The 24,979-nt window shown below is 71.0% G+C and carries 20 protein-coding genes and 1 pseudogene; 12 read left to right on the forward strand and 9 right to left on the reverse strand.

The window, feature by feature from the left end:
• Positions 1-54 precede the first annotated feature (54 nt).
• Positions 55-528 carry an SRPBCC family protein gene (locus AC3ETA_RS41730; protein WP_432198123.1) on the reverse strand — a complete coding sequence of 158 codons (474 nt, stop codon included), beginning with the start codon at positions 526-528 and terminating at the stop codon, positions 55-57.
• A 59-nt stretch (positions 529-587) separates the two neighbouring features.
• On the reverse strand, positions 588-1,418 hold the full coding sequence (locus AC3ETA_RS41735) for a DeoR/GlpR family DNA-binding transcription regulator (protein WP_432198124.1): 831 nt from the start codon (positions 1,416-1,418) through the stop codon (positions 588-590).
• A gap of 338 nt (positions 1,419-1,756) precedes the next feature.
• Between AC3ETA_RS41735 and AC3ETA_RS41740 the strand changes: the two genes are divergently transcribed.
• On the forward strand, positions 1,757-4,066 hold the full coding sequence (locus AC3ETA_RS41740; RefSeq protein WP_432198159.1) for a hypothetical protein: 2,310 nt from the start codon (positions 1,757-1,759) through the stop codon (positions 4,064-4,066).
• Positions 4,067-4,086: 20 nt separating this feature from the next.
• Here AC3ETA_RS41740 and AC3ETA_RS41745 read toward each other — a convergent pair whose 3' ends face one another.
• The 4 genes from AC3ETA_RS41745 to AC3ETA_RS41760 all read right to left on the reverse strand — a co-directional run bounded on the left by AC3ETA_RS41745 (position 4,087) and on the right by AC3ETA_RS41760 (position 8,726).
• Positions 4,087-6,528, reverse strand: coding sequence for a right-handed parallel beta-helix repeat-containing protein (locus tag AC3ETA_RS41745; protein ID WP_432198125.1), 2,442 nt, complete (start codon positions 6,526-6,528; stop codon positions 4,087-4,089).
• 109 nt (positions 6,529-6,637) lie between these two features.
• On the reverse strand, positions 6,638-7,243 hold the full coding sequence (locus AC3ETA_RS41750; RefSeq protein WP_432198126.1) for an Rv1733c family protein: 606 nt from the start codon (positions 7,241-7,243) through the stop codon (positions 6,638-6,640).
• 180 nt (positions 7,244-7,423) lie between these two features.
• Positions 7,424-8,251: an MOSC domain-containing protein gene (locus AC3ETA_RS41755; protein WP_432198127.1), complete on the reverse strand. Its 828-nt coding sequence runs from the start codon at positions 8,249-8,251 to the stop codon at positions 7,424-7,426.
• A 43-nt stretch (positions 8,252-8,294) separates the two neighbouring features.
• Complete coding sequence (locus tag AC3ETA_RS41760; RefSeq protein ID WP_432198128.1) at positions 8,295-8,726, reverse strand: DUF6643 family protein; 432 nt, start codon at positions 8,724-8,726, stop codon at positions 8,295-8,297.
• A gap of 299 nt (positions 8,727-9,025) precedes the next feature.
• Between AC3ETA_RS41760 and AC3ETA_RS41765 the strand changes: the two genes are divergently transcribed.
• The gene (locus AC3ETA_RS41765) at positions 9,026-10,324 is read left to right on the forward strand and encodes a TerD family protein (protein ID WP_432198129.1); all 1,299 of its coding nucleotides are present in this window, start codon (positions 9,026-9,028) and stop codon (positions 10,322-10,324) included.
• Here AC3ETA_RS41765 and AC3ETA_RS41770 read toward each other — a convergent pair whose 3' ends face one another.
• The gene (locus tag AC3ETA_RS41770; protein ID WP_432198130.1) at positions 10,325-11,500 is read right to left on the reverse strand and encodes a glycosyltransferase; all 1,176 of its coding nucleotides are present in this window, start codon (positions 11,498-11,500) and stop codon (positions 10,325-10,327) included.
• A gap of 57 nt (positions 11,501-11,557) precedes the next feature.
• Between AC3ETA_RS41770 and AC3ETA_RS41775 the strand changes: the two genes are divergently transcribed.
• On the forward strand, positions 11,558-12,343 hold the full coding sequence (locus AC3ETA_RS41775; protein ID WP_432198131.1) for a glutamate racemase: 786 nt from the start codon (positions 11,558-11,560) through the stop codon (positions 12,341-12,343).
• Positions 12,344-12,487: 144 nt separating this feature from the next.
• Complete coding sequence (locus AC3ETA_RS41780) at positions 12,488-13,030, forward strand: hypothetical protein (RefSeq protein ID WP_432198132.1); 543 nt, start codon at positions 12,488-12,490, stop codon at positions 13,028-13,030.
• Between the two features lie 208 nt (positions 13,031-13,238).
• On the opposite strand, the gene AC3ETA_RS41785 is transcribed toward AC3ETA_RS41780, so the two are convergent.
• Entirely contained in the window at positions 13,239-14,306 is a 1,068-nt protein-coding gene (locus AC3ETA_RS41785) for an O-antigen ligase family protein (RefSeq protein WP_432198133.1), read from the reverse strand.
• A 462-nt stretch (positions 14,307-14,768) separates the two neighbouring features.
• Between AC3ETA_RS41785 and lnt the strand changes: the two genes are divergently transcribed.
• The 4 genes from lnt (at position 14,769) to AC3ETA_RS41805 (ending at position 19,854) form a co-directional block, all read left to right on the forward strand.
• A complete protein-coding gene (gene lnt, locus AC3ETA_RS41790; protein ID WP_432198134.1) occupies positions 14,769-16,379 on the forward strand; it encodes an apolipoprotein N-acyltransferase in 1,611 nt (536 codons plus the stop codon).
• A 109-nt stretch (positions 16,380-16,488) separates the two neighbouring features.
• Positions 16,489-16,968 (forward strand): NUDIX hydrolase, encoded by a 480-nt coding sequence (locus tag AC3ETA_RS41795; protein WP_432198135.1) that lies wholly within the window; start codon positions 16,489-16,491, stop codon positions 16,966-16,968.
• Between the two features lie 54 nt (positions 16,969-17,022).
• A complete protein-coding gene (locus AC3ETA_RS41800) occupies positions 17,023-17,832 on the forward strand; it encodes a 3-hydroxybutyrate dehydrogenase (protein WP_432198136.1) in 810 nt (269 codons plus the stop codon).
• A 75-nt stretch (positions 17,833-17,907) separates the two neighbouring features.
• Positions 17,908-19,854: a helix-turn-helix domain-containing protein gene (locus tag AC3ETA_RS41805; protein ID WP_432198137.1), complete on the forward strand. Its 1,947-nt coding sequence runs from the start codon at positions 17,908-17,910 to the stop codon at positions 19,852-19,854.
• A 55-nt stretch (positions 19,855-19,909) separates the two neighbouring features.
• On the opposite strand, the gene AC3ETA_RS41810 is transcribed toward AC3ETA_RS41805, so the two are convergent.
• Positions 19,910-21,301: an MFS transporter gene (locus AC3ETA_RS41810; protein ID WP_432198138.1), complete on the reverse strand. Its 1,392-nt coding sequence runs from the start codon at positions 21,299-21,301 to the stop codon at positions 19,910-19,912.
• Positions 21,302-22,220: 919 nt separating this feature from the next.
• Here AC3ETA_RS41810 and AC3ETA_RS41815 point away from each other — a divergent pair.
• From AC3ETA_RS41815 to AC3ETA_RS41830, 4 genes and pseudogenes are all read left to right on the forward strand, one after another.
• A pseudogene (locus AC3ETA_RS41815) lies at positions 22,221-22,529 on the forward strand (IS5/IS1182 family transposase); the annotation flags it as partial.
• A 237-nt stretch (positions 22,530-22,766) separates the two neighbouring features.
• On the forward strand, positions 22,767-23,228 hold the full coding sequence (locus AC3ETA_RS41820; protein ID WP_432198139.1) for a lipocalin-like domain-containing protein: 462 nt from the start codon (positions 22,767-22,769) through the stop codon (positions 23,226-23,228).
• A gap of 694 nt (positions 23,229-23,922) precedes the next feature.
• Entirely contained in the window at positions 23,923-24,057 is a 135-nt protein-coding gene (locus AC3ETA_RS41825; protein WP_432198140.1) for a hypothetical protein, read from the forward strand.
• A 54-nt stretch (positions 24,058-24,111) separates the two neighbouring features.
• Positions 24,112-24,882, forward strand: a complete 771-nt coding sequence (locus AC3ETA_RS41830; protein WP_432198141.1) for a transposase — start codon at positions 24,112-24,114, stop codon at positions 24,880-24,882.
• The last annotated feature ends 97 nt before the right edge of the window (positions 24,883-24,979 follow it).

Genomic DNA, 24,979 nt, shown 5'->3' on the forward strand with positions numbered 1-24,979 from the left:
CGCGCGACCGGCCACGACGGCCCCGCAGACGCCCGGCGACCTCTCCCGGCTCTCCTAGCGGAGCGACAGCCGCCGCTCCAGCGCACCGACCGCGCCGCGGAACGTCCGCCCCAGCCCCGGCTTCGCAAGCCCGAACGCGAACCGGAACGGGGCGGTACCGTCCACGGCGAACGTCCACTGCACACGCGTGCCCGTCCCCGCCGGAGCGAGCCGCCACTCCTCCACCATCGCCCGCGCTCCCGGCGCGTTCGTGAGGTCGACCCGGTAGGCGTACACCTCGGGGCTCTTCGCCGCGAGGATCGTCTCCTCGAAGCGTGTACCGCCCTTGAGCCGCACCTCGCGCCGGGCCCCGTCGTCCAGCGGTCGGGCCAGCGTCACCGCCGAGAACCACTCCGGCCAGCCCGGCACGTCCTCGGCGAGCGCCCGGTACACCGTCTCCGGCGAAGCCGAGATCTCCCGCGCGAAGACATGCCGTACCGGCGCGCGCCCCACGAAGTCGATCCCCACCTCGTGCAGCAGGTGTGCCATGGACGAAACCCCCCTGTGCCGACAGTGCTCCGGGCAGCGCCACCCTAGCTGGCACCCCGTCAGATGTCTGCACCCTCATCGGGCTCGCCGGCCACCACGAGGCGCCGCAGGTGCTCCGAGACCTCCGAGCGCGCCCCGCTCTCCAGCCCGGCGTCCGTCACCAGCGTGTCGACCTGCTCCAGCGCCGCGAACGAACTGAGCCCCACCACACCCCACTTGGTGTGGTCGGCGACCACCACGACCCGCCGCGCCGACTGCACCAGCCGCCTGTTGGTCTCGGCCTCCGCGAGATTCGGCGTGGACAGGCCGGCCTCGACCGATATCCCGTGCACACCGAGGAACAGCACGTCGAAGTGGAGCGCCGCGATCGCCTGGTCGGCCACCGGGCCCACCAGCGAGTCGGACGGAGTGCGCACCCCGCCGGTCAGCACGACCGTGGCCGCGCCCTGCCGGGGGCCCGTCGTGCGCTGCGCGGCGTGGAACACGTCGGCCACCCGCACCGAGTTGGTGACCACGGTCAGGTCGGGAACCTCGACCAGCTGATGCGCCAGCGCGAACGTCGTCGTACCGCCCGACAGCGCGATCGCGCTGCCCGGCGCGACCAACTCGGCCGCCGCCCGCGCGATGTCCTCCTTGGCCGTCAGCTCCAGACCCGACTTGGCCTCGAAGCCCGGCTCGTGCGTGCTGGCCTCGACCACCGGGACCGCGCCGCCGTGCACCTTCTCCAGCACGCCCTGCCGGGCGAGCGCGTCGAGATCGCGGCGCACCGTCATGTCCGACACGCCGAGCTTGCGGGTCAGCTCGTTGACGCGCACCCCGCCTCGGCGCCGGACCTCGTCCAGGATCAGGGCGCGCCGCTGCTCCGCGAGGAGGTTCTGATTCTCGCTCACGTACGCTCCGGTCCTTTCGCCGCTGCCGTCCGACATCCCTGCGCACCCCCTCCGACAAGGACATTCTCGCGCCTTCCGGGGCGCGGGACGACCCATCCTCGCACGGTAGGGCACGGGTCGCGCCACTGGCCGTCCCGACGCGCGCATGTCACTTCGGCATCTCCCGTGCCCCTGTCCTTCACACGGAACGGGGAGATTCCGTGACGAGAGGTGTGAGGGACCGCTCAGGTGGAGATCCTTGTGCCCGCACGGACAGAAGCCGACGGCTCGTCACGGGGGAAGTGCGAAGAGTGGAACCTGCGCCGGAGCGCGCCGCCATGACCAGGGCGGACGCGACCATGAAAGAGCCCGCCGACCAGGGCACCAGCACCGGGGGCGGGGGAGCCGCACTGGAACTCCTGGTCCACGGCGTAGGCGGCACCACACCGCAGGACATGCTCGACGATCCGCGCACCGTGCGGATCACCGGCGACGACACGGCCGCCGTCTTCCGCCGCGCCGACGACGTCGACGCCGAGGACCGGCCGGACGACCGGCGGGAACAACCCGTCCCCGAGGCCTACGTCTGGTGCAACCTCACCTCCGGCAACAGCGCCCGCGCCCTGTGGCTGTTGCTGCTGCCGTTCATGGTGGTCAACCTCGCCCACTGGATGCGCCCCGCCACCGGTGACCGCACGCGGACGGTGCGCCTGTACGGCCTGCTCGTACGCCTCGCCGGGCTGACACTGACCGTGCTGTTCGTCGCGGCCGCGTGCGAGGTCGCCCTGGACCTCGCGGCCTGGCAGTGCGCGGGCACCCGCGCGTGCGCCGAGCGGCACAGCTGGCTGGGCTTCCTGTCGCCCACGGTCTCGGACGGCGGCTGGTGGAGCGACCCCGGCCGCAGGCTCGCCCTCGCGGCCGCGGTGCCCGCCGGACTGACCGGCCTGCTGTGGTACCTCTCCCGCCGCACCTGGACCGCGTACGAGTCCCAGCGGCCGATGACCCGCGAGGCCGAGCCCGACGAGGAGTCCGGCGGCACCTCCCTGGGCCGCCCGGGTTTCTGGTACGGCCGCCGCCTGGTCGCCCGGCTGCGCGCCGCGCACACCGCCGCAGGCCTGCTCACCGTCGCGGCGGCGGTCGCTTCCGCGGCGGCCCGCTTCGACCGCCGCTCCGGCGGCCCCGCGCTCCTCGACGCACTCGGCTGGGCCCTGGACGCCTCGATCGTCGCCTGCGCCGCCGTCGTGGTCTGGGTGGTCTGCCGCCGCGGCCGCAGCGAGAACCGCCTCGACCGGAAACTCGACGAGCACCTCGTACGACGGCTGCCGCTGGCCGCCCTCGCCCTGCTGGCGCTCGCCCTGGTGTACGCCGGATGGGACCGGCCGGGCTGGACGTCGACCGGCCGCCTCCCGGGCGACCCCACGTTCGGCGCCATCGCCTTCTTCCAGGGCCTGCTCGTCATCGTCCTCGCCGTGGTCGCCCACGTCCTGCACCGCACACGGCCCGACCCGCGCGCCGCCATGCGCGGCCTCGGCGGACCGGCCGTGGCGATGCTGGCCTGCGCCCTCGGCGGCGTCATGTCCGGCGGGGTCGCCCAGCGGGTCGCGGACTGGCTGGACGGCACCGGCGCGTCCATAGTCGGCCCGCCGGTCCTGCTGACCTGGCAGGCGTCCGTGATCCCCCCGCTGCTCGCCCTTCTGCTGCTGCTCTGCGGCGGGCTCGGACGGCGGGCCTGGCGGGTGCGCCGCACCGAGCTCGGCAAGGTCGAGGTCGACTACGTCGGGGAACCCCGCGACACGGCACGCACCCGCCGCATCGCCACCACGCGCGCGATGGCGACGCTCACCGACCGCGCCCCCCTCGTCGTCGCCGTCACCTCCGCGGCGACCCTGCTCCTCGGCGCCGGAGCCCTGGTCGGCGCCCTGACCACGGACAAGACACCCAGCGAGGCCGCGGACGGCACGTACGCCTTCGTGCACGGCGCCGCCGAGACCGCGCAGGCACTCGGCTCCTGGCTGATCGGCTTCGGCTTCATACTCTTCGTCACCTGGGGCCGCCGCGCCTACAAGGACGCCTCCGCGCGGCGCACCATCGGCATCCTGTGGGACGTCGGCACCTTCTGGCCGCGCGCCGCGCACCCCTTCGCACCGCCCTGTTACGCCGAGCGGGCGGTGCCCGACCTGACCTGGCGGATGGCGACCTGGACCCGCGCCGAGGAGGGCCGCCGTCTCGTCATCTCCGGGCACTCCCAGGGCAGCGTGCTCGCGGCCGCCGCGGCCTGGCAGCTCACACCCGCCGACCGCAGGAGGGTCGCTCTCCTGACCTACGGCTCCCCGCTGGAACGCCTGTACGGCCGCTGGTTCCCGGCCCACTTCGGCCAGGACGCGCTCACTCAGCTGCACGACGAGGTCGACTGCTGGCGCAACCTGTACCGGCCCACCGACCCCATCGGCGGCCCGGTGCGACTGCCCGGCGACTGCGGCCCCGCCGTGGACCGTGAGGCCCTCAAGGACCCGCTGGCGTACGGCCGTACCCCCGAACACCCGCTGCCCGCGCCCATCCTCGGCCACGGCGACTACCAGGCGGACCCGGCGTTCGCCGAGGAACGGAGACTGCTGCTGGCCCGTCTCCGACCGGAGCTGCCGGCGCAGCGGCCGGAGCCCGAGAGCTGATCCCACCGGGCCTCAAGGCCTCACATCAGCTCCGGCAGGTCGTCCGCGTACAGCAGCGTCAGGTCGTCCGTGCTGGGCTCCTCCAGCTGGGCGACCCGGCTCGCGTGCCGTTCCACCATCGCCTCGAAGGTCTGGCGCGCCGTGCGGCCGTTGCCGAACGCGGGGCCCTTCGGGATCGCCGTGAAGTACTTCTGCAGGGCCTCCGAGAGCCCCGGACCGAGCCGGTACTCGTGCTCCTCGGCCTGCTGCTCCACGATCCGCAGCAGTTCCTCGGGGCCGTAGTCGCTGAAGGTGATCGTTCGTGAGAAGCGGGACGCCACACCGGGGTTGACCGACAGGAAGCGCTCCATCTCGGCGGTGTACCCGGCCACGATCACCACGACCGCGTCCCGGTGGTCCTCCATCAGCTTCACCAGCGTGTCGATGGCCTCCTTGCCGAAGTCGCGGCCCGAGTCCTCCGGCGACAGCGCGTACGCCTCGTCGATGAACAGCACACCGCCGCGCGCCTTGTCGAAGGCCTCCTGCGTGCGGATCGCGGTGGAGCCGATGTGCTCGCCGACCAGGTCGACACGGGACACCTCGACCAGGTGGCCCTTCTCCAGGACGCCGAGGGAGGCGAGGATCTCGCCGTAGAGGCGGGCGACCGTCGTCTTGCCGGTGCCGGGAGAGCCGGTGAAGACCAGATGGCGCTTGACGGACGCCGCCTTGAGACCGGCCTGCTGACGGCGCCGGCCCACCTCGATCATGTCGGTGAGCGCGCGCACCTCGCGCTTGACGCTGTCCAGGCCCACCAGGGCGTCCAGTTCACCGAGGACGGCCTTGGACGTACGCGCCGGCTGCTCGGCCTCGGCGGCGGCGATCAGCGGCTCCTGCTCGGTGGTGCGCTGGCCGGGGATGGCGCCGAGGAGGCCGGGGGACTGCTGTGCGGTCTGCACGACGGGCTCCGGTGCCGCGGGCGGCTGCCTGAGGCCCGCGCTCTCGTCGCTGGTGCAGTCCTCCACGTCCGGGCCCACCCCGGACGCCGCGTCCGGGCCGCCGTCCGCGAACTCGTAACCGCCGCGCGCACACCGCTCCGTACGGCACTTCCGCAGCGTCGTACGGCAGCCGTCGATCACATGGAAGCCGTAGCCGGCGCTGCCCCTGACCCGGCAGTTGAGGAACGTGCCGCGGCCGCCCGCCGAGACGTAGAACCCGGCCTCCGCCGGGGACTCGACCGTGCAGCGCTCGATGGTGGGGTCGGCGCCCTTGGTGACGATCACGCCGGTCTGCGTGCCGTCCACGGTGCAGTTGTTGAGGGTGCCGCCGCTGCCGTGGTCCCGGAACCAGGCGCCCGTCGCCGCGTCCCGGATCCGGCAGTCGTCGAGCTGTGCGGTCGCCCCGTCGCTCACCGACACGGCCGTGTTGCGCACCTGCGACAGATCACTGTCGACGACGTCCGCGCGGGAGCCACGGTCGAGGACGAACAGTGCGTCCGGCACGTCGTGCACCCGGCACGAGTCCAGCACGGCCGTCGCGCCGTCGCTGACCCACACCGCCGGATAGTCGCCCGTGCTGTCGAAGATCTCGCACTGGTTGGCGTCCACGCGCGTGCCCGGATCCCACACCGACAGGCCGTTGCGCCCGAACTGACGCACCGTCGTGCGGGTCAGCGTCAGCACCGAGCGGGAGCGCAGGTCGACCGCGTTCTCCGGGATGTCGTGGATACGGCAGTCCGCCAGAGTCAGCACCGCGTCGGTGTCGAGGGTGACACCGTCGGCCGTGGTCCGGTGCACGTCGCAGTCGGTGAGATGGGCGGTGGCCCGGCCGGTGACCTGGACACCCGAGCCCCGGACCTCGTAGACCTCGCAACCGACCGCTTCCAGGGCGGAGTTCTCACCGGTCGCCGTCAGCCCCGAGCCGGAGGCGTGGTGCACCCGGCAGCGCTCCAGGCGAGGGTGGCCCCCGCCGCGCACGGCGATGCCCGCCTGACCGGCGGCGACGACCTCGCACTCCTCGAACACACCGCCCCCGCCGTCGAGTACGGCGATGCCGATGCCCGCGGGGTTGTCGACGGTGCAGCGCCGCACGGTCGGCCGCGCACCGCCGCGCACCTCGATCCCCGCCGCGGACCGCGTGACGATCCGGACGTCCGTCAGCTCCGGGGTGCCCTCCTCGACGAGCAGCGCGGGCGCCGCCGCGTCCTGGCCCTCCACATGCAGGTCCTGGACCACCGCCGAGGCACGCACCGTCAACGGCACACCGTCCACGGGCGCGATACGCACCGAGCCGGGGGAGCCCTCGGGGCCGCGCAGGGTCACCGCCCGCTGGACGACGAGGTTCTCCCGGTAGGTGCCGGGCGCGACGGTGAGGACGTCACCGTCGGCCGCGGCCTCCAGGGCGGCGGCGAGCGACGCGTACTCACCCGTGCGGCGCCGCCACCGCGATGTGCCGGTGTGCGTCACCTGGACCGTGCCCTGTGCCATGGCGTTGACGTGCCCCCACCTCGTAGTACGCGGGTTCTGCTGCCGAAGAGTTCGGCCGGTCCACCGTAGCGTGCGCGCGGGCGGTGGGTTGACCAGAGCCGGAAGGCCGTCAACTGCCGGTGCCGGTCCGGCCCCAGTCCGGACCCGCTCTGCCCCAGGCCTGGTCCCAACGGTCGTACCGCAGGCGGACCATGCGCCACACGATCAGCCGTCTGACGCCCTCGATGAACCCGGCCGCCAGCAGGGCCGCGCCGACCCCGGCGATCACGGCGTGCGTCGCCGCCGTCGCGGAGTCCAGCGGGCGGGCCACGGTTCGGCCCTGCCGGTCCGTCCACATCCGGAAGCGGTCGCCCGGCTGCGGTCTGTCCAGGCTCGTCATCGCCCGGCCCTGGTGCGGGGTGCCGTCCGGCGCGGTCCAGTCGGCAAGAACCCGGGTGCGCATGTCCCGCCCGGTCGCCGACTCGGGGTCCACCTCCAGCGACGAACCGGGCAGCCTGCGGACCACCGTCGCCGTCACCAGGTGCCGGGACGCGCGCTGTTCACGCACGGAACTCTGCAAGGCGCCCTGGGCCAGGCCGCCGACGAAGGAGCCCACCAAGGGTGTCACGACCAGGATCAGCAGCAGGGCCGCGAGAGCGATCCAGGCCTCGGCCAGATCGGTCGCCCGACGCAGCGGATTGTGCCGCCAACGCCAGAGTCCGCTGATCGCCCGCATCGCCGGCCACCCCCTTCCCGCCTCCGTGATAGCCCGTGACGGAGCCGTTCACCCGGGGGCCCCGTCCAAGAGAGAGTGAAATCACCTGAGTCGGGGCCCTCTCAGGAAGTTCTCACGAAAGCCCCAACGCGCGGACCCAGGGCCGTGGTTCCCGCCCGGGGCACGCCGCGGGGATCTTCCTCAATCGAGGATCGTGACGGGATCGCCGACCCGGATCGTGCCGCGGTTCAAGGGCACCAGATTCTGGCCGAACACCAGCTTGCCGCCGATGTGGCGATGTCTGCCCAGCGTGAGCAGGGGCTCCCTGCCGCGCTCGGCGGTGCCCTGGTCGGTCGTCGTCACGACGCAGCGCCCGCACATCCTGGGCACGCGGAAGGCGACCTCGCCGATGGAGACGCGCGACCAGTCGTCCTCGGCCCAGGCGGCGGTGCCCGACACGACGACGTTCGGCCGGAAACGGTTCATGGGCAGCGGGCCCTCGTGCGCGTGGTCACCCTGTGCGATCAGGGAATTGAGGGCGTCGAGGGAGGCCGTCGAGGTGAGCAGCAGGGGATAGCCGTCGGCGAAGCTGACCGTCTCGCCCGGCAGGGCGTACTCCGGGTCGACCGGCCGGCACGTGCCGGGATCGGGCATGTGGACCAGGCGCACATCGGCGCCGAGATAGGTGCTGCACCAGGCATGCACGGCGTCGTCCTCGGCGAGGACCGCCTCGACCTTGTCGCGGAAGATCTCCACCGGAACGCTGCCGACCGTGCTCGGCACGGGCACGCTCAGCGGCTCCATACCGGGTGCGCTGAGCAGAACGCCGCCGCCGGGCAGCAGCTCGGCGGCGGCCAGCGCCAGACGCGGTTGCCTGCGCTGCGTAACGACCTTTCCCCCGACGTCGATCAGCATCCAGCGTCGATCTCCGGCCGGCCCCCAGGGCTCCACGACGGCTTCCCGGAGCGCAGTGCCCCGGAACGCCTTGACCGGATGAACGTGAACCGACTGCAACTGTGCGTGCCCCATGGAGCCATCGTGCCAGGTGGCACCGACAGCCCGGGGGAACGGATCAGTAACCGCGGTACTGCTGGTTGTTGTACGGGTCCTGGTAGGGAGCCGCGGGCCGCGGAGCCGCGGGGCGCATCGCCTCGTAGCCCATGCCACCTGGGGCCACCGGCCGAGGTTGCTGAACCTGCTGCGGACCCGGGTAGCCGCGCGGGGCCGCCTGCTGCGGGATGTAGGCCGCGGGCGCCTGCTGCAGCGGAGCCGGCTGCTGTGCCTGCGGATAACCGTAGGAGGGCTGGGACGGTGCCGCCGGGAGGGCGGGCAGTGCCGACGGCAGGGCAGGCAGGTTGCTGCCCGGCATGTCGTACGCGGCGGGGACCCGGATCGGGGCGATCTGCGGGGTGCCCCGCTCGGCGACGAGCCTGTCGTAGATCGGGGTGTCCGGGAAGGAGGCGGAGTAGTAGCCGCCGCCATAGGTGGAGCGGGGGGAGGTCATGGCACATAAGGTAAGCCCACGATGTGCTGGTTGGGGAGACCGATAAGAGGGTTGTTTTCCGTGTCCGCAGTGACGCCGGATCCTCAATGCGAGCGAACTTGGCAAAAAGGGACGCCAATCAGTGCTCGGATCGTGTAAATGCCGAGTTCCGAGCGGGTTACCGGGGGTTGACCACGGGTGTTTCCGCGCCCCTCGTGGGAGTTCGATGTCGCGAGGAATAGGTTGACCCTGTACAAGAACCCAATGAGCTGCCGGGACATGCCTGGCGCCGTGAGCCGGTGATGGGGGCGGACATGTCAATGCCGAAGGGATCGAATGTTCCGGTGCCGACGACGGCACTGCGGGTCGAATTGGGCTGGCGCTCGGGGCCGGGAGTACCCGACGCGGACGCCTCGGCGCTGTTGCTCGTCGGCGGAAAGGTCCGCTCCGACGCCGACTTCGTCTTCTACAACCAGCCCGCGCACTCCTCCGGCGCGGTCCGGCACGAGGGAAAGAGGGACACCGGCGGGCAGGTGACCGACAGCCTCCACGTCGACCTCGCGCGCGTGGAGCCCGCCATCGAGACCGTCATCCTCGCCGCCTCCTCGGACGGCGGATCGTTCGGCCAGGTGCCCGGCCTCTACATCGAGGTCAAGGACGCGGCCCAGGGCACCGTCGTCGCCCGCTTCGACAGCACCGGCGCCGACGTCGAAACCGCTTTCGTGCTCGGCGAGTTCTACCGCCGCCAGGGCGCCTGGAAGTTCCGCGCCGTCGGCCAGGGCTACGGCAGCGGCCTGGAGGGCCTGGCCACCGACTACGGCATCACCGTGGACGAACCCCAGCAGACGGCCCCCACGACGACGCCGGCCGCCCCACCGGTCACCCCCTCGATGACCCCGCCCCCGCCCGCGGCCCCTCCGGTGACCATGCAGCCGCCCGCCATGCCGCCGGTCCCCCCGCCCGCGCCCCCGACGGCGCCGGTCAGCCTGAGCAAGGTCACACTCACCAAGGCGGCCCCCGCGGTCTCGCTGACCAAGCAGGGCGGCACCTCGGGCGCCATGCGCGTGAACCTCAACTGGCAGGTGCGCAAGCAGTTCTCGGGCTGGGCGAGCAAGCTGGGCCGCCCCGTCGCGATGCACAACGACCTCGACCTCGACCTGTGCGCCCTGTACGAGCTGACCGACGGCAGCAAAGGCGTGATCCAGTCCCTCGGCAACGCCTACGGCGCCCTGCACCAGCCGCCGTACATCCACCTCGACGGCGACGACCGCACCGGCGCCGTGGCCAGCGGCGAGAACCTCACCGTCAACCTCGACCACCAGCGTGCCTTCCGCCGCATCCTGGTCTTCGTCACGATCTACCAGGGCGCGCGTTCCTTCGCCGACCTGCACGCCACGGTCACCCTCACACCCCAGCACGGCGCCCCGATCGACTTCTCGCTCGACGAGTGCACGGTCCCCTCCACGGTGTGCGCCCTCGCCCTGATCACCAACACCGGCAGCGACCTGATCGTCCAGCGCGAGGCCCGCTACCTGGTCCCCGAGCGCGGCGTCAGCCCGCAGCGCACGGTCGACCACGCCTACGGCTGGGGCATGAACTGGACCCCGGGCCGCAAGTAGTCACCCCTCGTCGGGCAGCGCGTCCGGACGTGCGTAGGTGCGGCCCTTCCAGGCCGCACCGCGCCCCCTGTAGTGCTGCACCGCGGAATCGACCGTCATCAGGAGATAGAGGAACGCGGTGAACGGCAGCAGCGGAGCGAGCCACGGCGGCTGCCCGTAGTAACGGAGCATCGGGACGTACGTCCCCGCCATCACCAGCCACGCGAGACCGCCGCAGGCCGCCGTCGCCGTGTCCCCGCCCGCCAGACCCGCGACCAGGGCCGCCGGCGGCACCAGATACACCAGCGCGAGCCCGGCGACCGTCCCCGCCAGCACCACCGGGTTGTGCCTGAGCTGCGCGTACGCGCTGCGCGACACCATCCGCCACAGGTCACCGAGCCGCGGATACGGCCGCACGCTGTCCACCCGCTCGGCCAGCCCCAGCCAGATGTGGCCGCCACCGCGCTTGACGGCACGCGCGAGCGCCACGTCGTCGATGACGGCATGCCGGATGGCGTCCGGGATCCGCGCCCTCTCCGCCGCCTCGGTGCGCAGCAGGACACAGCCCCCCGCGGCGGCCGCCGTCCGAGACCTCTTCCCACCGATCCGACGGAACGGATAGAGCTGCGCGAAGAAGTACACGAAGGCCGGCACGACCAGCCGCTCCCAAAGACTCTCCACCCGCAGCCGAGCCATCTGCGAGACCGCGTCGAAGCCACCGGTGCGCGCGGCCGCGACCAGCTCGCGCAGGCTGTCGGGCGCATGCGCGATGTCGGCGTCCGTGAGGAGGAGATACTCGGGGGCACGCGCGCGTGCCAGGCCGATGCCGTGCCGCACCGCCCACAGCTTGCCCGTCCAGCCCGCGGGCGGCTCGCCGGGGGAGTCCACCGTCAGCGGCAGCCCTCCATGGCGGCGCGCGAGCTCACGCGCCAGCTCCCCGGTGCCGTCCGAACTGCCGTCGTCCACCAGGAAGATCTCGGCCCGCCCCGGGTAGTCCTGGGCGAGCAGCGACGGCAGGCTCAGCGCGAGCACCGCGGCCTCGTCGCGCGCCGGCACGACGACACAGACCGACGGCCACTCGTCCGGCCGCGTCCGCTGCGGGAGCCTGACATCCGTACGCCAGAACAAGCCCTGGCAGAACAGCAGCCACAGCCAGGCGGCGAGTGATCCGGCGGCGGTCCACGCGAAGGCGCTCACCCGCGCAGTCTGCCCCACGGGAGCGGCCGGCAAGGGGCCATCGTCTATCGTGGCCGGGTGAAGATCGCGCTGATGGACTCCGGAATCGGCTTGCTCGCGGCCACCGCCGCGGTACGGCGGCTGCGACCCGACGCAGATCTCGTGCTCTCACTCGACCCCGACGGCATGCCCTGGGGTCCCAGGACTCCCGAAGACCTCACCCGGCGCGCCGTGGCCGTCGCCGACGCTGCCGCCGCGCACCGCCCCGACGCCTTGATCATCGGCTGCAACACCGCGACCGTGCACGCGCTGCCCACCCTCCGCACCCGCCTCGAACCCGCCATACCGGTCATCGGCACCGTCCCGGCCATCAAGCCGGCCGCGGCCGGCGGCGGCCCCGTCGCGATCTGGGCGACCCCCGCCACCACCGGCAGCTCCTACCAGCGCGGACTGATCAACGACTTCGCCGACGGCGTGACCGTCACCGAAGTGCCCTGCTTCGGGCTCGCCGAGGCCGTCGAGCACGCGGACGAGTCGGCCATCGACGCCGCCGTCACCGCGGCCGCCGCCCTGACCCCCCTTGACGTGACGACCGTGGTCCTGGGCTGCACGCACTACGAACTCGTCGCCGAGCGCATCCGCGCCGCCGTCCAGCGCCCCGACTTCCCACCGCTCGTCCTGCACGGCTCCGCGGGAGCGGTCGCCGCGCAGGCCCTCCGCCGGCTCGGCGAGCAGCCCGCCCCCGAGGCGGAGGCGAAAGGCACCCTGACCGTGCTGCTGAGCGGCCGTGAGGGCAAGCTCCCCGAGCCCGCCCTGGCCTACGCGGAGGGGCGTCTTCTCCACGCGGTCAGCCCCGCGCAGTGACCGACGATCACGACCGGTAGGCACGAACCGGCCGTCATGGGCCGGCGGGCACGACCGGACGCCGTGGACCGTTGTGCTCCGGTCGGCGCAGTGACCCTGGGCTACGAGGTAGCAGCGCAGCGGATCCTGAGTAACCTCATAGCCATGAGGGACCACCCCCACGGCAGGAAGCCGCATCCTGATGTGTGGACCGGGCGGGCGACCAACCGGGTCCAGTGGTTGCTGGCGCTCGTCGGCGCCGCCTGTATGGCGCTGGGAGTCGAGCTGGCCGTCGACTCGCCGTGGACCGGCGGCGTCGCCCCCCTCGCCATGGCCGTCGTGGGTTGCATCGCCGCCGGACTGCTGGTCCTCTTCGGCACCCTGGCGTTCGTGCACGTCGCCCTGAAGGTCGATCAGGAGTGCCTCGAGGTGCGCTGCGGCCACATCGGTGTGCCGCGCCGCCGTATCCCCTTGTCCGAGGTCGTCGGTGCCGAGTTCGTTCCACTGGTGACTCCGCGCCACTGGGGTGGCTGGGGTTACCGGTGGCGGCCCGAGAAGGGGACCGCCGTCGTCGTACGGCGTGGCGAGGGCCTGGTACTTCGGTTGGGGGACGGCCACACGTTCACCATCACGGTGGATGACGCGGAGACGGCGGTGGGGGTCATCGAGGACCGCCTACGGACTCGTGCGGCCGGTACGGCTCACTGAGCTGGGGTCGACGCCGGGGGCCAGCTGTCGAAAGGAGTCGGCGCCGGCGTTTCGATGTGCTGGGTGCTGGGTGCTGGGTGCTGGGTGCTGGGTGCTGGCGTTGCCGGTTGCTCGTGGCTCGGCGCCGATGAGGGTGGCTTCTGGGCCCATGTGTGCGGACAACACTGCTGTCCGCACATGTGTGGGCGGTAGCGCTCCGTACGTCAGGTCATGGAGCCAGTCGGTCGCCGCGCGTGCGTATGCCGTCCTCGCGTTGTGCTGACTCGACGGCGATCGGGCGTGCTGTCGCCAGCCCCGCCAGCAGGCCCGCGCCCACGGACACCGTGGTGAAGCTGAGCGCGTTGCCGACCGCGGCGATGGCCGCCAACGCGGTGAGTGCCGCGCCCGCGGTGAGGGCGACGGGGGTGGGGCGGGCGGTGCGCCACAGAGCGAACAGCATCCAGCAGAAGGCCGCCGCCAGCAGCAGTACGCCGACGACTCCCTGTTCCGCCGCCTGCTGCAAGGGCGCCGAGTGCGGCTTGCCGTCGGACAGCAACGTCCCGGTCGCCGTCGTACTGAGCTCGCCGAAGCGGCCGGGGCCCACCCCCAGGGCGGGTTCCTCGCGCGCCAGGTGCAGCGCGTCGTACCACAGTTGGATCCGGTGCCCGGTCAGCTGGCCCTCCAGCCAGGTCAGCAGCCCGCCGGGCACCATGTTCCCGGCGACCGCCCAGATCAGGCCGCTGACTGAGGCCGCCGCCAGGGCCAGCCCCGCGATGCCCACGCCGCGATGGCGGAGGTGGCCGGCCGAGAGTGAGCACACCAGGACGGCGGAACAGGCGACGAAGCCGCTGGTCGATCCCAGGACCGCCGCGGTCACCGTGATCCCGGCGGCGAGCAGACGCAGAGCCAGGCGCAGCAGCGGCGCCGAAGCGGACCAGGCGGCGCAGCATGCGGCGCCGGTGGCGAGCGTCAGTACGGCGGCGGTGGCTCCGGCGTGGCCCAGCGGGGTGACGAGCTGCGGGCCGGGCGACAGATGGGGAACGCTGAGCGTCAGGCCCACTCCGGCCAGAGCCGCGGCGCAGGGTACGGCGACCGGCAGCAGCGCGCCGCCGATCCGGCCCGCGGCATAGCCGGCCGCCACGGCGAGGATCGCGAGCAGTACACCCTCGGGGCGGCCGCCGTGTGCGGCAGCGGAGATCAGCGACCAAGCGGCGCAGGCTCCCAGCACCACGACGCCCGCCGCGTCAGAAACGTTTCGTCTGCCGCCGTCCTCTTGCGGACCTGCCGAGGACGTCATTCTTGCGACACCCACCCCGCCCCCCGAAACCGGTCCCCCGACCTGTGACGGAACCTCGGCCACCCGGACCTGACCGGCCGGTACGAATGAGGCTCCGGCATACGGTAACGGCTTATGGCCGGTTTGTGGACGTGTCGTGCAGGAACGATGCGGCGCAGGGGTGCCGACGACGGTGATCTGGGACTGGGGGAGTGGGGCGGGACGCTATGTGGTGTCCCGCTGGGAGCGGCGAGGCGCTGTGTGGGTCCGAGCGGGGTGGGGCCGAGGCGTTATGTGGGCCCGAGCCGTGTGAGGCTGACGCGCTATATGAGCCCGAGCTGTGTGGGTATCGGGAGACGCCATGGGAGCTCGGCGTGCGACGGTGAAAGGTGGGCACTCGTGGGCTCGCCCGGGTGTCTACGGCCCTGCCCGCGAGACGGACCGCGCTGTCCGTGCCAAGGTCAACCGCCGTACACTCCGGGAGTGACCGTCACCGCAACCTCCGTGGACGAGTCGGACCAGCTCGACCCGCAGACCGCGCCCGCCACGCGCGCGGCACGACTCGTGCGCCTCGTTCCGGCCCTCGCCGCCGCGCTCTCCGGAGCGCTGCTCTACGTCAGCTTCCCGCCACGCACCCTGTGGTGGCTGGCCCTGCCGGCCTTCGCCGTCTTCGGCTGGGTACTGCGGGGGCGTAGCTGGAAGGCGGGCCTCGGCCTCGGCTATCTCTTCGGCCTCGGCTTCCTGCTGCCGCTGCTGGTGTGGACCGGTGTGGAGGTCGGCCCTGGCCCCTGGCTGGCGCTCGTCGCGATCGAGGCGGTCTTCGTCGCGCTGGTGGGCGCGGGAGTCGCCGCGGTGTCGAAGCTGCCGGGCTGGCCGGTGTGGGCGGCGGCGCTGTGGATCGCCGGAGAGGCGGCACGCGCGCGTGCGCCGTTCAACGGCTTTCCCTGGGGCAAGATCGCGTTCGGTCAGGCCGACGGTGTCTTTCTGCCGCTCGCGGCCCTGGGCGGCACGCCGGTGCTGGGCTTCGCGGTCGTCCTGTGCGGCTTCGGTCTCTACGAGGTCGTGCGCCTTGCCGTGGAGCGGCGGCGCACCCGGGCCGTGCGGCGGTCCGCCGCTGCCGTGGCCCTGCTCAGCGTCGCCGTGCCCGTGGTGGGCGCCGTGGCCGCGCGGCCGCTGGTCAGCGACAAGGCCGAGGACGGCACGGCGACGGTCGCGGTCGTCCAGGGCAACGTGCCGCGCGCGGGACTGGACTTCAACGCCCAGCGACGGGCCGTACTCGACTACCACGCGCGCGAGACCGAGCGCCTCGCCGCCGAGGTCAAGGCCGGCAAGGTCGAACAACCCGACTTCGTGCTGTGGCCCGAGAACTCCTCCGACATCGACCCCTTCGCCAACCCCGACGCCCGCGCCGTCATCGACACGGCCGCCAAGGCGATCGGTGCGCCGATCTCGGTGGGCGGCGTGGTCGAACGGGACGGCAAGCTGCTCAACGAGCAGATCCTGTGGGATCCGGAGAAGGGGCCTGTCGACACCTACGACAAGCGGCAGATCCAGCCGTTCGGTGAGTACCTGCCGCTGCGGTCGCTCGTCGGGGCGATCAACGAGAACTGGACCTCGATGGTCCGCCAGGACTTCAGCCGTGGCAACGAGCCGGGCGTGTTCACCATGGACGGCGCCAAGGTCGGTCTCGTCACCTGTTACGAGGCGGCCTTCGACTGGGCGGTCCGCTCCGAGGTCGTCGACGGTGCGCAGCTGATCTCCGTGCCGAGCAACAACGCCACCTTCGACCGCAGCGAGATGACCTACCAGCAACTCGCCATGTCCCGCGTCCGTGCCGTCGAGCACAGCCGGACCGTCACCGTCCCGGTGACCAGCGGCGTCAGCGCGGTCATCATGCCGGACGGCGAGATCACGCAGCGGACCGGCATGTTCGTGGCCGACTCGCTCGTCCAGAAGGTCCCGCTGCGCTCCAGCGAGACCCCTGCCACCCGGCTCGGCATCCTGCCGGAGATCGCCCTGGTGCTGATCGCCGCGGGCGGCCTCGGCTGGGCCATCGGCGCCGGGACGCGCGCACGGCGGGCCGGGGACGCGTAGCCGTACGGCGGCGGTCGCGTCCGTGGCCCGGAGTCACCTGCCGGTCGTGCTGATCACAAGCCCTCGGAACCGGCCGGGGAGCCGTCACCGGCCCGTTAGGGTCGGTGACATGGCTACTCCTGACTTCATTCGTACGATCCGTGCCTCCGCCGGTCACCAACTGCTGTGGCTGCCCGGGATCAGCGCCGTCGTCTTCGACGACGAGGGACGGGTTCTGCTGGGGCAGCGCGCGGACAACCAGAAGTGGACGGTGATCACTGGCATCCCCGACCCCGGTGAGCAGCCCGCGGACTGTGCCGTGCGGGAGGTGCACGAGGAGACGGGTGTCCGGTGCGTCCCGGAGCGGGTGGTGCTCGTCAGGTCCAGCGGTGAGGTCACCTATCCCAACGGCGACATGTGCCAGTTCATGGACATCACCTTCCGTTGCCGTGCCGTCGGCGGTGAGGCACGCGTGAACGACGACGAATCGGTCGAGGTCGGCTGGTACGAGGTGGACGCGCTGCCCGAGATGGAAGAGCGTCAGCTGTTTCGGATCAAGCAGGCACTGGCCGATGAACCCACGTGGTTCGAGCCTATGAGTACGGACTGAAGTATGGGTTGTGACCATATGTGGCCTGGCAGGGGCGCTGCCTAGGGTCGAGCCATGACCGCGCCCAGCATCTTCCCGGCTCAAGGCCCGTCCTTGCCCTCCCCGCTCGACCTCGGCGGCCGCACCGCCCTTGTCACCGGAGCCGCCGGTGGCATCGGCCGTGCCTGCGCGCTACGGCTCGCGGCCGCCGGGGCCAAGGTCAGAGCGGTCGACCGGGATGCCGCCGGCCTGGAGGAGCTCGCCGAGCAGGCCCGCGGGCTCGCGGGCGCCGTCGAACCGCACGTCCTCGATCTGACCGATCTGGACGCCGCGGAACTCGCAGCCGCCGGCACCGACGTCCTGGTGAACAACGCCGGGTTGCAGCTGGTGCGCCCCATCGAGGAGTTCCCGCCCGACGTCTTCCACACGGTGCTCACCGTGATGCTGGAGGCACCGTTCCGGCTCATCCGTGGAGCCCTGCCCCATATGTATGGGCAGGGCTGGGGCCGCATCGTCAATGTGTCCTCCGTACATGGGCTGCGCGCCTCGGCATTCAAGTCGGCCTATGTGGCCGCCAAACACGGCCTGGAGGGACTCTCCAAGACCGCAGCCCTTGAGGGCGCAGCACATGGGGTCACCTCGAACTGTGTGAACCCGGCCTATGTGCGCACCCCACTGGTCGAGAAGCAGATCACGGACCAGGCCAGAGCGCACGGCATCCCCGAGGAGCGGGTGGTGTCCGAGGTGATGTTGCAGGACAGCGCGGTCAAGCGGCTCATCGAACCGGATGAGGTCGCCGAGGCCGTGGCGTATCTGTGCAGCCCGCACGCTTCCTTCGTGTCCGGTACCTCGCTCGTGCTCGACGGTGGCTGGACCGCGCACTGACCGGCCGGGACCGGCGGGATTCCGAGTTGTCCACAGGGCTGACGGGGTGGCCGTGCGATGAGCAATCCTGTCGGCATGCCCCGCGATCACATGCACTCCGACCAGCGCTCACCAGCCGATGCGGGAGCGCCCCTGAGCAGTGCCGAGACACCGTTCCTCGAGCTGCTGGCCAGAGGCGCGTCCGCCGACGCCTATGAGCAGCCGGTGCTACTCGCCCGTGCCGAGGGCAGATCCACCGAATGGATCGTCGCCCTCGAACAGGCCAGGCTGCTCGCGCTGCGCGTCCGCTCCGAGCTGGAGGGACGGCGCAGACGCGAGGCCGAGTTGTCGGCCCTGTTCGAGACGGCCCACGACCTGGCCGGGCTGCGGGATCTGGACGCCGTGCTCCAGGCGATCGTGCAGCGCGCCCGATCCCTGCTCGGCACGGACGTGGCCTATCTCAGCCTGAACGACCCGGCCCGGGGCGACACGTACATGCGGGTGACCGAGGGCTCGGTCGCCGCCCGCTTCCAGCAGCTGCGGCTCGGCATGGGGGAAGGCCTGGGCGGCCTCGTCGCACAGACGGCCCGCCCGTACGTCACCGACGACTACTTCAAGGACGACCGCTTCCAGCACACCCTCAGCATCGACGCCGGTGTGCGTGACGAGGGGCTGGTCGCCATCCTCGGGGTGCCGCTCACGCTGGGCCACCATGTCATCGGGGTCCTCTTCGCGGCGGACCGGCGTGCCCGGGTCTTCGAGCGGGAGCAGATCGCGCTGCTCGGCTCCTTCGCCGCCCTGGCGGCGGCCGCCATCGACACCGCGAATCTCCTCACCGAGACCCGCTCGGCGCTCGCCGATCTGGAGCGGGCCAACGAGATCATCCGGGACCGCAGCGGAGTCATCGAACGCGCCTCGGACGTGCACGACAGGCTCGCCCAACTCGTGCTGCACGGCGGCGGGGTGCACGACGTGGCCGCAGCCGTCTCCCAAGTCCTCGACGGCACAGTCGAGTTCACGGATGCGGCCGCCACACCCGCCAGGGCCCTGGAAGCGGCCCGCGCCGAGGGCCACGCGGTGCGGCACGGCGACGACTGGATCGCCGCCGTGATCGCAGGCGGTGAGCTGCTCGGCGCGCTGGTCCTGCGCGGCCACCCCGGCCTCGACCCCGTGGACCAGAGCACACTGGAGCGGGCCGCGACCGTCACCTCCCTCCTCCTGCTCGCCCGACGCTCCGCGGCCGAGGCCGAACAACGGGTCCGGGGCGAACTGCTGGACGACCTGCTCGACGCCCGCGACCGCGACCCGCGGCTGCTGCGCGAGCGCGCGGCGCGGCTGTACGCCGACCTCGATGCCACCCACGTCGTCCTCGCCGCCCGCCTCGACGTCACGACGGCAGACGGCGACCAGGAGGCGGTCGCCCGCAGACGCCTGTGGTCCGCCGCGTCCCATCTCGCCGCGACGCGTCACGGCTTGGCCGCAGCCCGCGACGGCGGCACGGTACTTGTCCTTCCCCTCGAAGGCGGGGACACCGCCACCGCAGTGGCCCGCCGAACCGCGCGCCACCTGGGGACGGCCGTCCAGGAGCCGGTCACCGTCGGTGCCTCCGCTCCGGTGGAGGCACCAGCCGCCCACCCCGACGCCGTGGCCGCCGCCTACGAGGAGAGCAGGCGCTGCCTCGACGCACTGCGGCTGCTGGGCCGCTCCGGCGACGGCGCCGCCGCCGAGGACTTCGGGTTCCTCGGGCTACTGCTGGCCGGCGACCGCGACATCGCGGGCTTCGTCGACCGCACGATCGGCCAGGTCGTCGCCTACGACGAACGGCGCGGGACCGATCTCCTGCAGACCCTCGACGCGTACTTCGCCTGCGGCATGAGCCCGGCCCGCACCAAGGACGACCTGCACGTCCACGTGAACACCGTCGCGCAGCGTCTGGAGCGCGTGGCTCGTCTCCTCGGCGTGGACTGGCAGAGCCCCGCACGGGTCCTGGAGATCCAGCTGGCCCTGCGCCTGCACCGGTTGTCGGCATCGACACAGCGCTGACCCCCGCACGCACGGGCGTACGGGGGCCGATTCCCAGGACCTCACGGGCGGACCGTCAGACGGTGTGAGCGTCCGCATCCCGGGCCGCCGCCGGCTCCGCATCCGCCGAGCGCTCCACATCGGCCAGGTCCCGGTGACGGGTCTCCTTGGCGACACCGACCGCGATGAGCGTGAGGACGGCCGCGCCGATGACGTAGAGGGCGATCGGGGTGGAGCTGCCGTAGGAGTCCAGCAGCGCGGTGGCGATGAGCGGGGCCGGTGCGCCCGCCGCGACCGAGGCGAACTGGGCGCCGATCGAAGCACCGGAGTAGCGCATCCGGGTCGCGAACATCTCGGAGAAGAAGGCCGCCTGGGGCGCGTACATGGCGCCGTGCAGCACGAGTCCCACGGTCACGGCGAGGAGCAGGTTGCCGAAGCCGCCCGTGTCGATGAGTGAGAAGAACGGGAACATCCACAGCCCGACTCCGGCCGCGCCCAGCAGATAGACGGGACGGCGACCGATCCGGTCCGACAGGGCACCCCAGCCCGGGATGACCGCGAAGTGGACGGCCGAGGCGATGAGAACCGCGTTGAGCGCCGTCTGCTTGGAGACACCGGCCGATGTGGTGGCGTAGACGAGGATGAACGCCGTGATCACGTAGTAACTGATGTTCTCCGCCATACGCGCGCCCATCGCCACCAGCACATCACGCCAGTGGTGCCGCATCACGGAGACGAGCGGCAGCTTCTCGGCACCGGCACCGGCCGCACGCGCCGACCTACGCGCCTCCGCCTGCGCCAACGCCTGCTTGAAGACCGGCGATTCATCGACAGACAGACGAATCCACAAACCGACGATCACCAGCACGCCGGAAAGCAGGAACGGTATCCGCCAGCCCCAGCTACCGAAGGCACTCTCCGACAGCACGGCGGTGAGCAGCGACAGCACACCGGTCGCGAGCAACTGACCGGCCGGCGCACCGGTCTGCGGCCACGAGGCCCAGAACCCACGCCGCCGAGCGTCCCCATGCTCCGACACCAGCAACACGGCCCCGCCCCACTCACCGCCGAGAGCGAAGCCCTGCACGAGCCGCAACACGGTCAGCAACACCGCCGCCGAGGAGCCGATGGTGGCGTGCGTCGGCAACAGCCCGATCGCGAAGGTCGCCCCACCCATCAGCAGCAGGCTCAACACCAACAGCTTCTTACGCCCGAGCCGGTCCCCGTAATGCCCGAACACGAGCGCACCCAACGGCCGCGCGGCGAACCCGACGGCATAAGTCAGGAACGACAGCAGGGTGCCGACGAGCGGATCGGAGTCCGGAAAGAACAGCTTGTTGAAGACGAGGGCGGCGGCCGATCCGTAGAGGAAGAAGTCGTACCACTCGATGGTGGTGCCGATGAGGGACGCGGCGACGATGCGCTTGAGGCTGGCGGGGGTTGGTGGAGCGGTCGCGGGGGAGGACATCGGCACCACTTCCTGGCGGTTGGCGGGGACGTTTGCGTGTCGCCATACCGTAGGAACGTGCAGGTCAGAGGCGTATGTGGCGGGACACCATAGTTCCTGGCGTAGGAGTGAGCGTTCCCACCATGTGTGCAGGGTGGGAGGTGCTGCGGAGGCCTTGACGGGGCACCTCGGGATGGTGTCCAAATTGCTTAGGTCGGGCATGATTTGGAGGCGGGGCGCTGACCCCCGTGCTGGTTTGGTGCTGACTGAAACCCCACGTCATCACCTGTCTTCGTGTCTCCCGTGCTGACTTGGTGCTGACTACGCTGCGTTGAAGTAGGACATCTCGGGTCCAAGGGGCGGGCCGGGTAGCTGTGATGGCCTTCATGCTTTGGGATCGCCGACGACCGGAGTTCTCCTGCGCGCCCGGCGGGCTGGCAGCACATCGGACTTCGTCCGCAGCGACTTGTAGGAGGTAGCCGACGAGCGGTGTCGCTCGGCCCAGCCCATCGTCACCAGCAGGTCGGTGACCTCGATGCCATTGCGGGAGGGGAACTCGTAGAATGTGCGGACCGCGGTTCAGGCTGTAGGCCGTGCAGGGGTGCTCGACGGTCGGAGGCACCGCCACAGTTTCGTTCTGGACAGGCGGCGGTAACCGCAGCCAAGCCACGAACCCCGCGACTGACTCGAGGTTGACTGTTTTCGAGCAGTGAGGTATGCCACCAGGAACGACTCCCTCGGCCGACCGGTCGTAGATCGTCTCCTGGCGGCGTCCACGACCCCGGCGTCGAACGGGGCGCCAACACCCTCTGCGCGCGCATCGCGCCTCCAACTCCTCCGTGGTGGATGGCGGCAGATCACTGCATCCACCCTGGGAGTTGGGTGACGTTCGAAGTCCTTCATGCAGATGAAGGACACACCGGTGCCGGCTCATGACAACGGCTGCGAACGGGTCATCCTCACCGGCACGATCGGGCTCCTCCTCGCCGTGATCGTCACCCCACGAGCCCAATACGCCCTGGGGATGCGATTCCTCGACCAGGTCACCCCGGAGGCCCGCGGCTTCCACGTCGTCAAAAGACGCTGGTTCGTAGAACGCGGCATCGGACAGATCACACTGCACCGAATTCAGGGCCACGGCTACGAGAACCTCAGCGCCGACTGCTGAGGCATGATCCATGTTGCCTCGATCGACAACCTCGCCAAGCACACAACGGACGAGACCACACCCACCTGGCGAGGAAATTGAGGAGGAGCGATCGCCATGCCTGGCGGGCACATTTTCCACCTTCAGGGCCGGATTCGCGGCAGATAGAGGGGGCCTTCCAATACCCCTACCATCAGGAACTCCCTGCCAGCCAGGCGGCCAGGTTTGCTGAGTAAGGGACGTCGATGGCCGAAGGGCCATCTGCCGATGGTTCGGCCGGTAGCGGAGGTCAGCGGCTACCAGGCACCATCCATGAGGAAGAGAAGGAACTGACAAAGTATGACGACGAAGCTAAAGATCGGCTCGCTTGCGGCTGCGCTCGCGCTCCTAGTCTCCGCCTTTTCGTTCGCCCAGCCCAGCGCAGCTCATAGCGGGACGTCTCCCCTCGTGGGCGGGTGGCGCATGACCTCGTTGGAGGCCGGCACCGAAGGAAACCTTCGGCCCGTGCCGTACTCCGGCCAAATCATCTTCACTAAGTCTGGCACCATGTCGGTGCAGGCCATGAATGCCGACGCCGACGCTACGGACACGCCGTACACGAGGAACGGGTACGAGGCCTTCTATGGAGTTGTCACCGTCAACAAAGCTACCAACAGGTTCGTCGTGACCGTCAAGTCGTCATTGGTACGCGACCTTATTGGGCAGAGCCTGACTCGCGTCTACAAGCTGTCGGGTAACACGCTGGTCGTGACGCCAGTAGACCCGGCAGAAGGTTGGCGGGTCACCTACCGGCGCTTCTGACGGTAAGGCCCCGCTCACCCGCTGGGCCATTCCCCTACAGGGGAATATGTGCTTACTCCCGCAGTAGGCTCACGGGCCCGCCGCGGGAAGACAGTTGCGGATGGCGCCGGTGCCTTGGCTGCGCATCTGGGCGAGTTCGTGTTTCGAGCGTGCCCACGAGCGGTGCAGGTTGACGGCGTTGACCCGCGACCTCGGCTGGCTCGTCGGCCGCGTCTATTGCCTCGTGGGCCATGTCGCTCGGCGCGCCCCGCAGCTGGTGATCGGCCGCGATCAGAGTCTCGGTGGTGGTCTGCAGCGCTGCCCGGTTGCTGTCGACCACGGCGACCGCGGAACCGGCCCTCGGCGAACGCGCGGGCGGTGGCCAGGTCCATGCCGGAATTGGCGCTGGCGACCAAGGCGACCTGGCCGGTGATGTCGTAGATAGGTTCGTCGGCGGGCGTGCCCTTTCTCGAGCGCTTATTGTCCCGTTACCACCCCGTCTGGCGGCTACTCCGCGATCCGCCAGGCTCCGGCAGCGTCTCGCGCCGTCTCTGCCGAGCCAACGGGCGTGGCGTTAGTCACCGAGCGAGGGGTTCTCTCTCAGTACCTGCCTCAGCAGGGACGCCCTCCTGCTTGACGCATTGGCAAGTATGGCTGGTGAAGGCCAAGTTGCATCCGCATTCAGACGACTGGACGGAGAGAGATCGAACGCGGCATGACTGTTTGGACCCGCGAGGAGTTCACCGAAGTCGAGGCGGCTGGCGAGTTGCAGATCTCCACCCTTGGCCGCGCTGGACGCTTCCGGGAGTCGGTGCAGTTCTGGGTGGTTGCTGACGGTGACGATCTCTAGATCCGATCTACGGGGTGTCCCGCAACTGCCGGTCACGGAGGAGATGATCTTGCTGTGTCTGGTGTGCTCACGGCATCGGGGCCGTCCTGGATAGCCCCGTTCACCGGCCTGAGTCCGCGTCAGTTCAGCAAGCTGATCACCGCGTCGCGGCGTGAGGGCGCGGACCCGGTCCGCAAGGGCCGGCCCTGGAGCCTGCCGCTGGAGGACCGGGTCCTGCTCGTTGCCGCGTACTGGCAGACCAACCTCACGCTCCGGCAGCTGGCGCCGCTGTTCGGGGTATCGAAGTCGGCCGCCGACCGTGTCATCGACCACCTCGGCCCCGCGCTTGCCCTCCAGACGCGCAGGCGGTTCCGCAAGAACGCCGTGCTGATCGTGGACGGCACCCTGGTCCCCATCCGCGCCCACACCGTTGCCGCGCAGTCGAAGAACTATCGGTACTCCACCAACCACCAGGTCGTCATCGACGCCGATTCCTGCCTGGCCGTCGCCGTCGGCCGGCCGCTGCCCGGCAACCGCAACGGCTGCGAGGCATGGGAGCTGTCGGGCGCGAAGGACGCCGTCGGCCACACCACCGTGATCGCCGACGGTGGCTACCGGGGCACCGGCCTGGTCATCCCGCACCGCCGCGAGCGCGGCCGGGCCGAACTCCCGGCCTGGAAAGAGGAACACAACACCTCCCACCGCAAGGTCCGAGCCCGTGCGGAGCACGCCTTCGCCCGGATGAAGACCTGGAAGATCCTCCGCGACTGCCACTTCAAGGGCGACGGCGCCCACCACGCCATGCTCGGCATCGCCCGCCTGCACAACCTCACCCTCGCGGGGTGAGGAGAAAACAGCCAGGCCATCCAGCATGTCAAAGATCATTTACGGGACAACGCTTACGACCTCGTGCACGGTAGGCCGTGGCGCGTCGAGGTGTGTG

The organism is Streptomyces sp. bgisy027 (assembly GCF_057710365.1).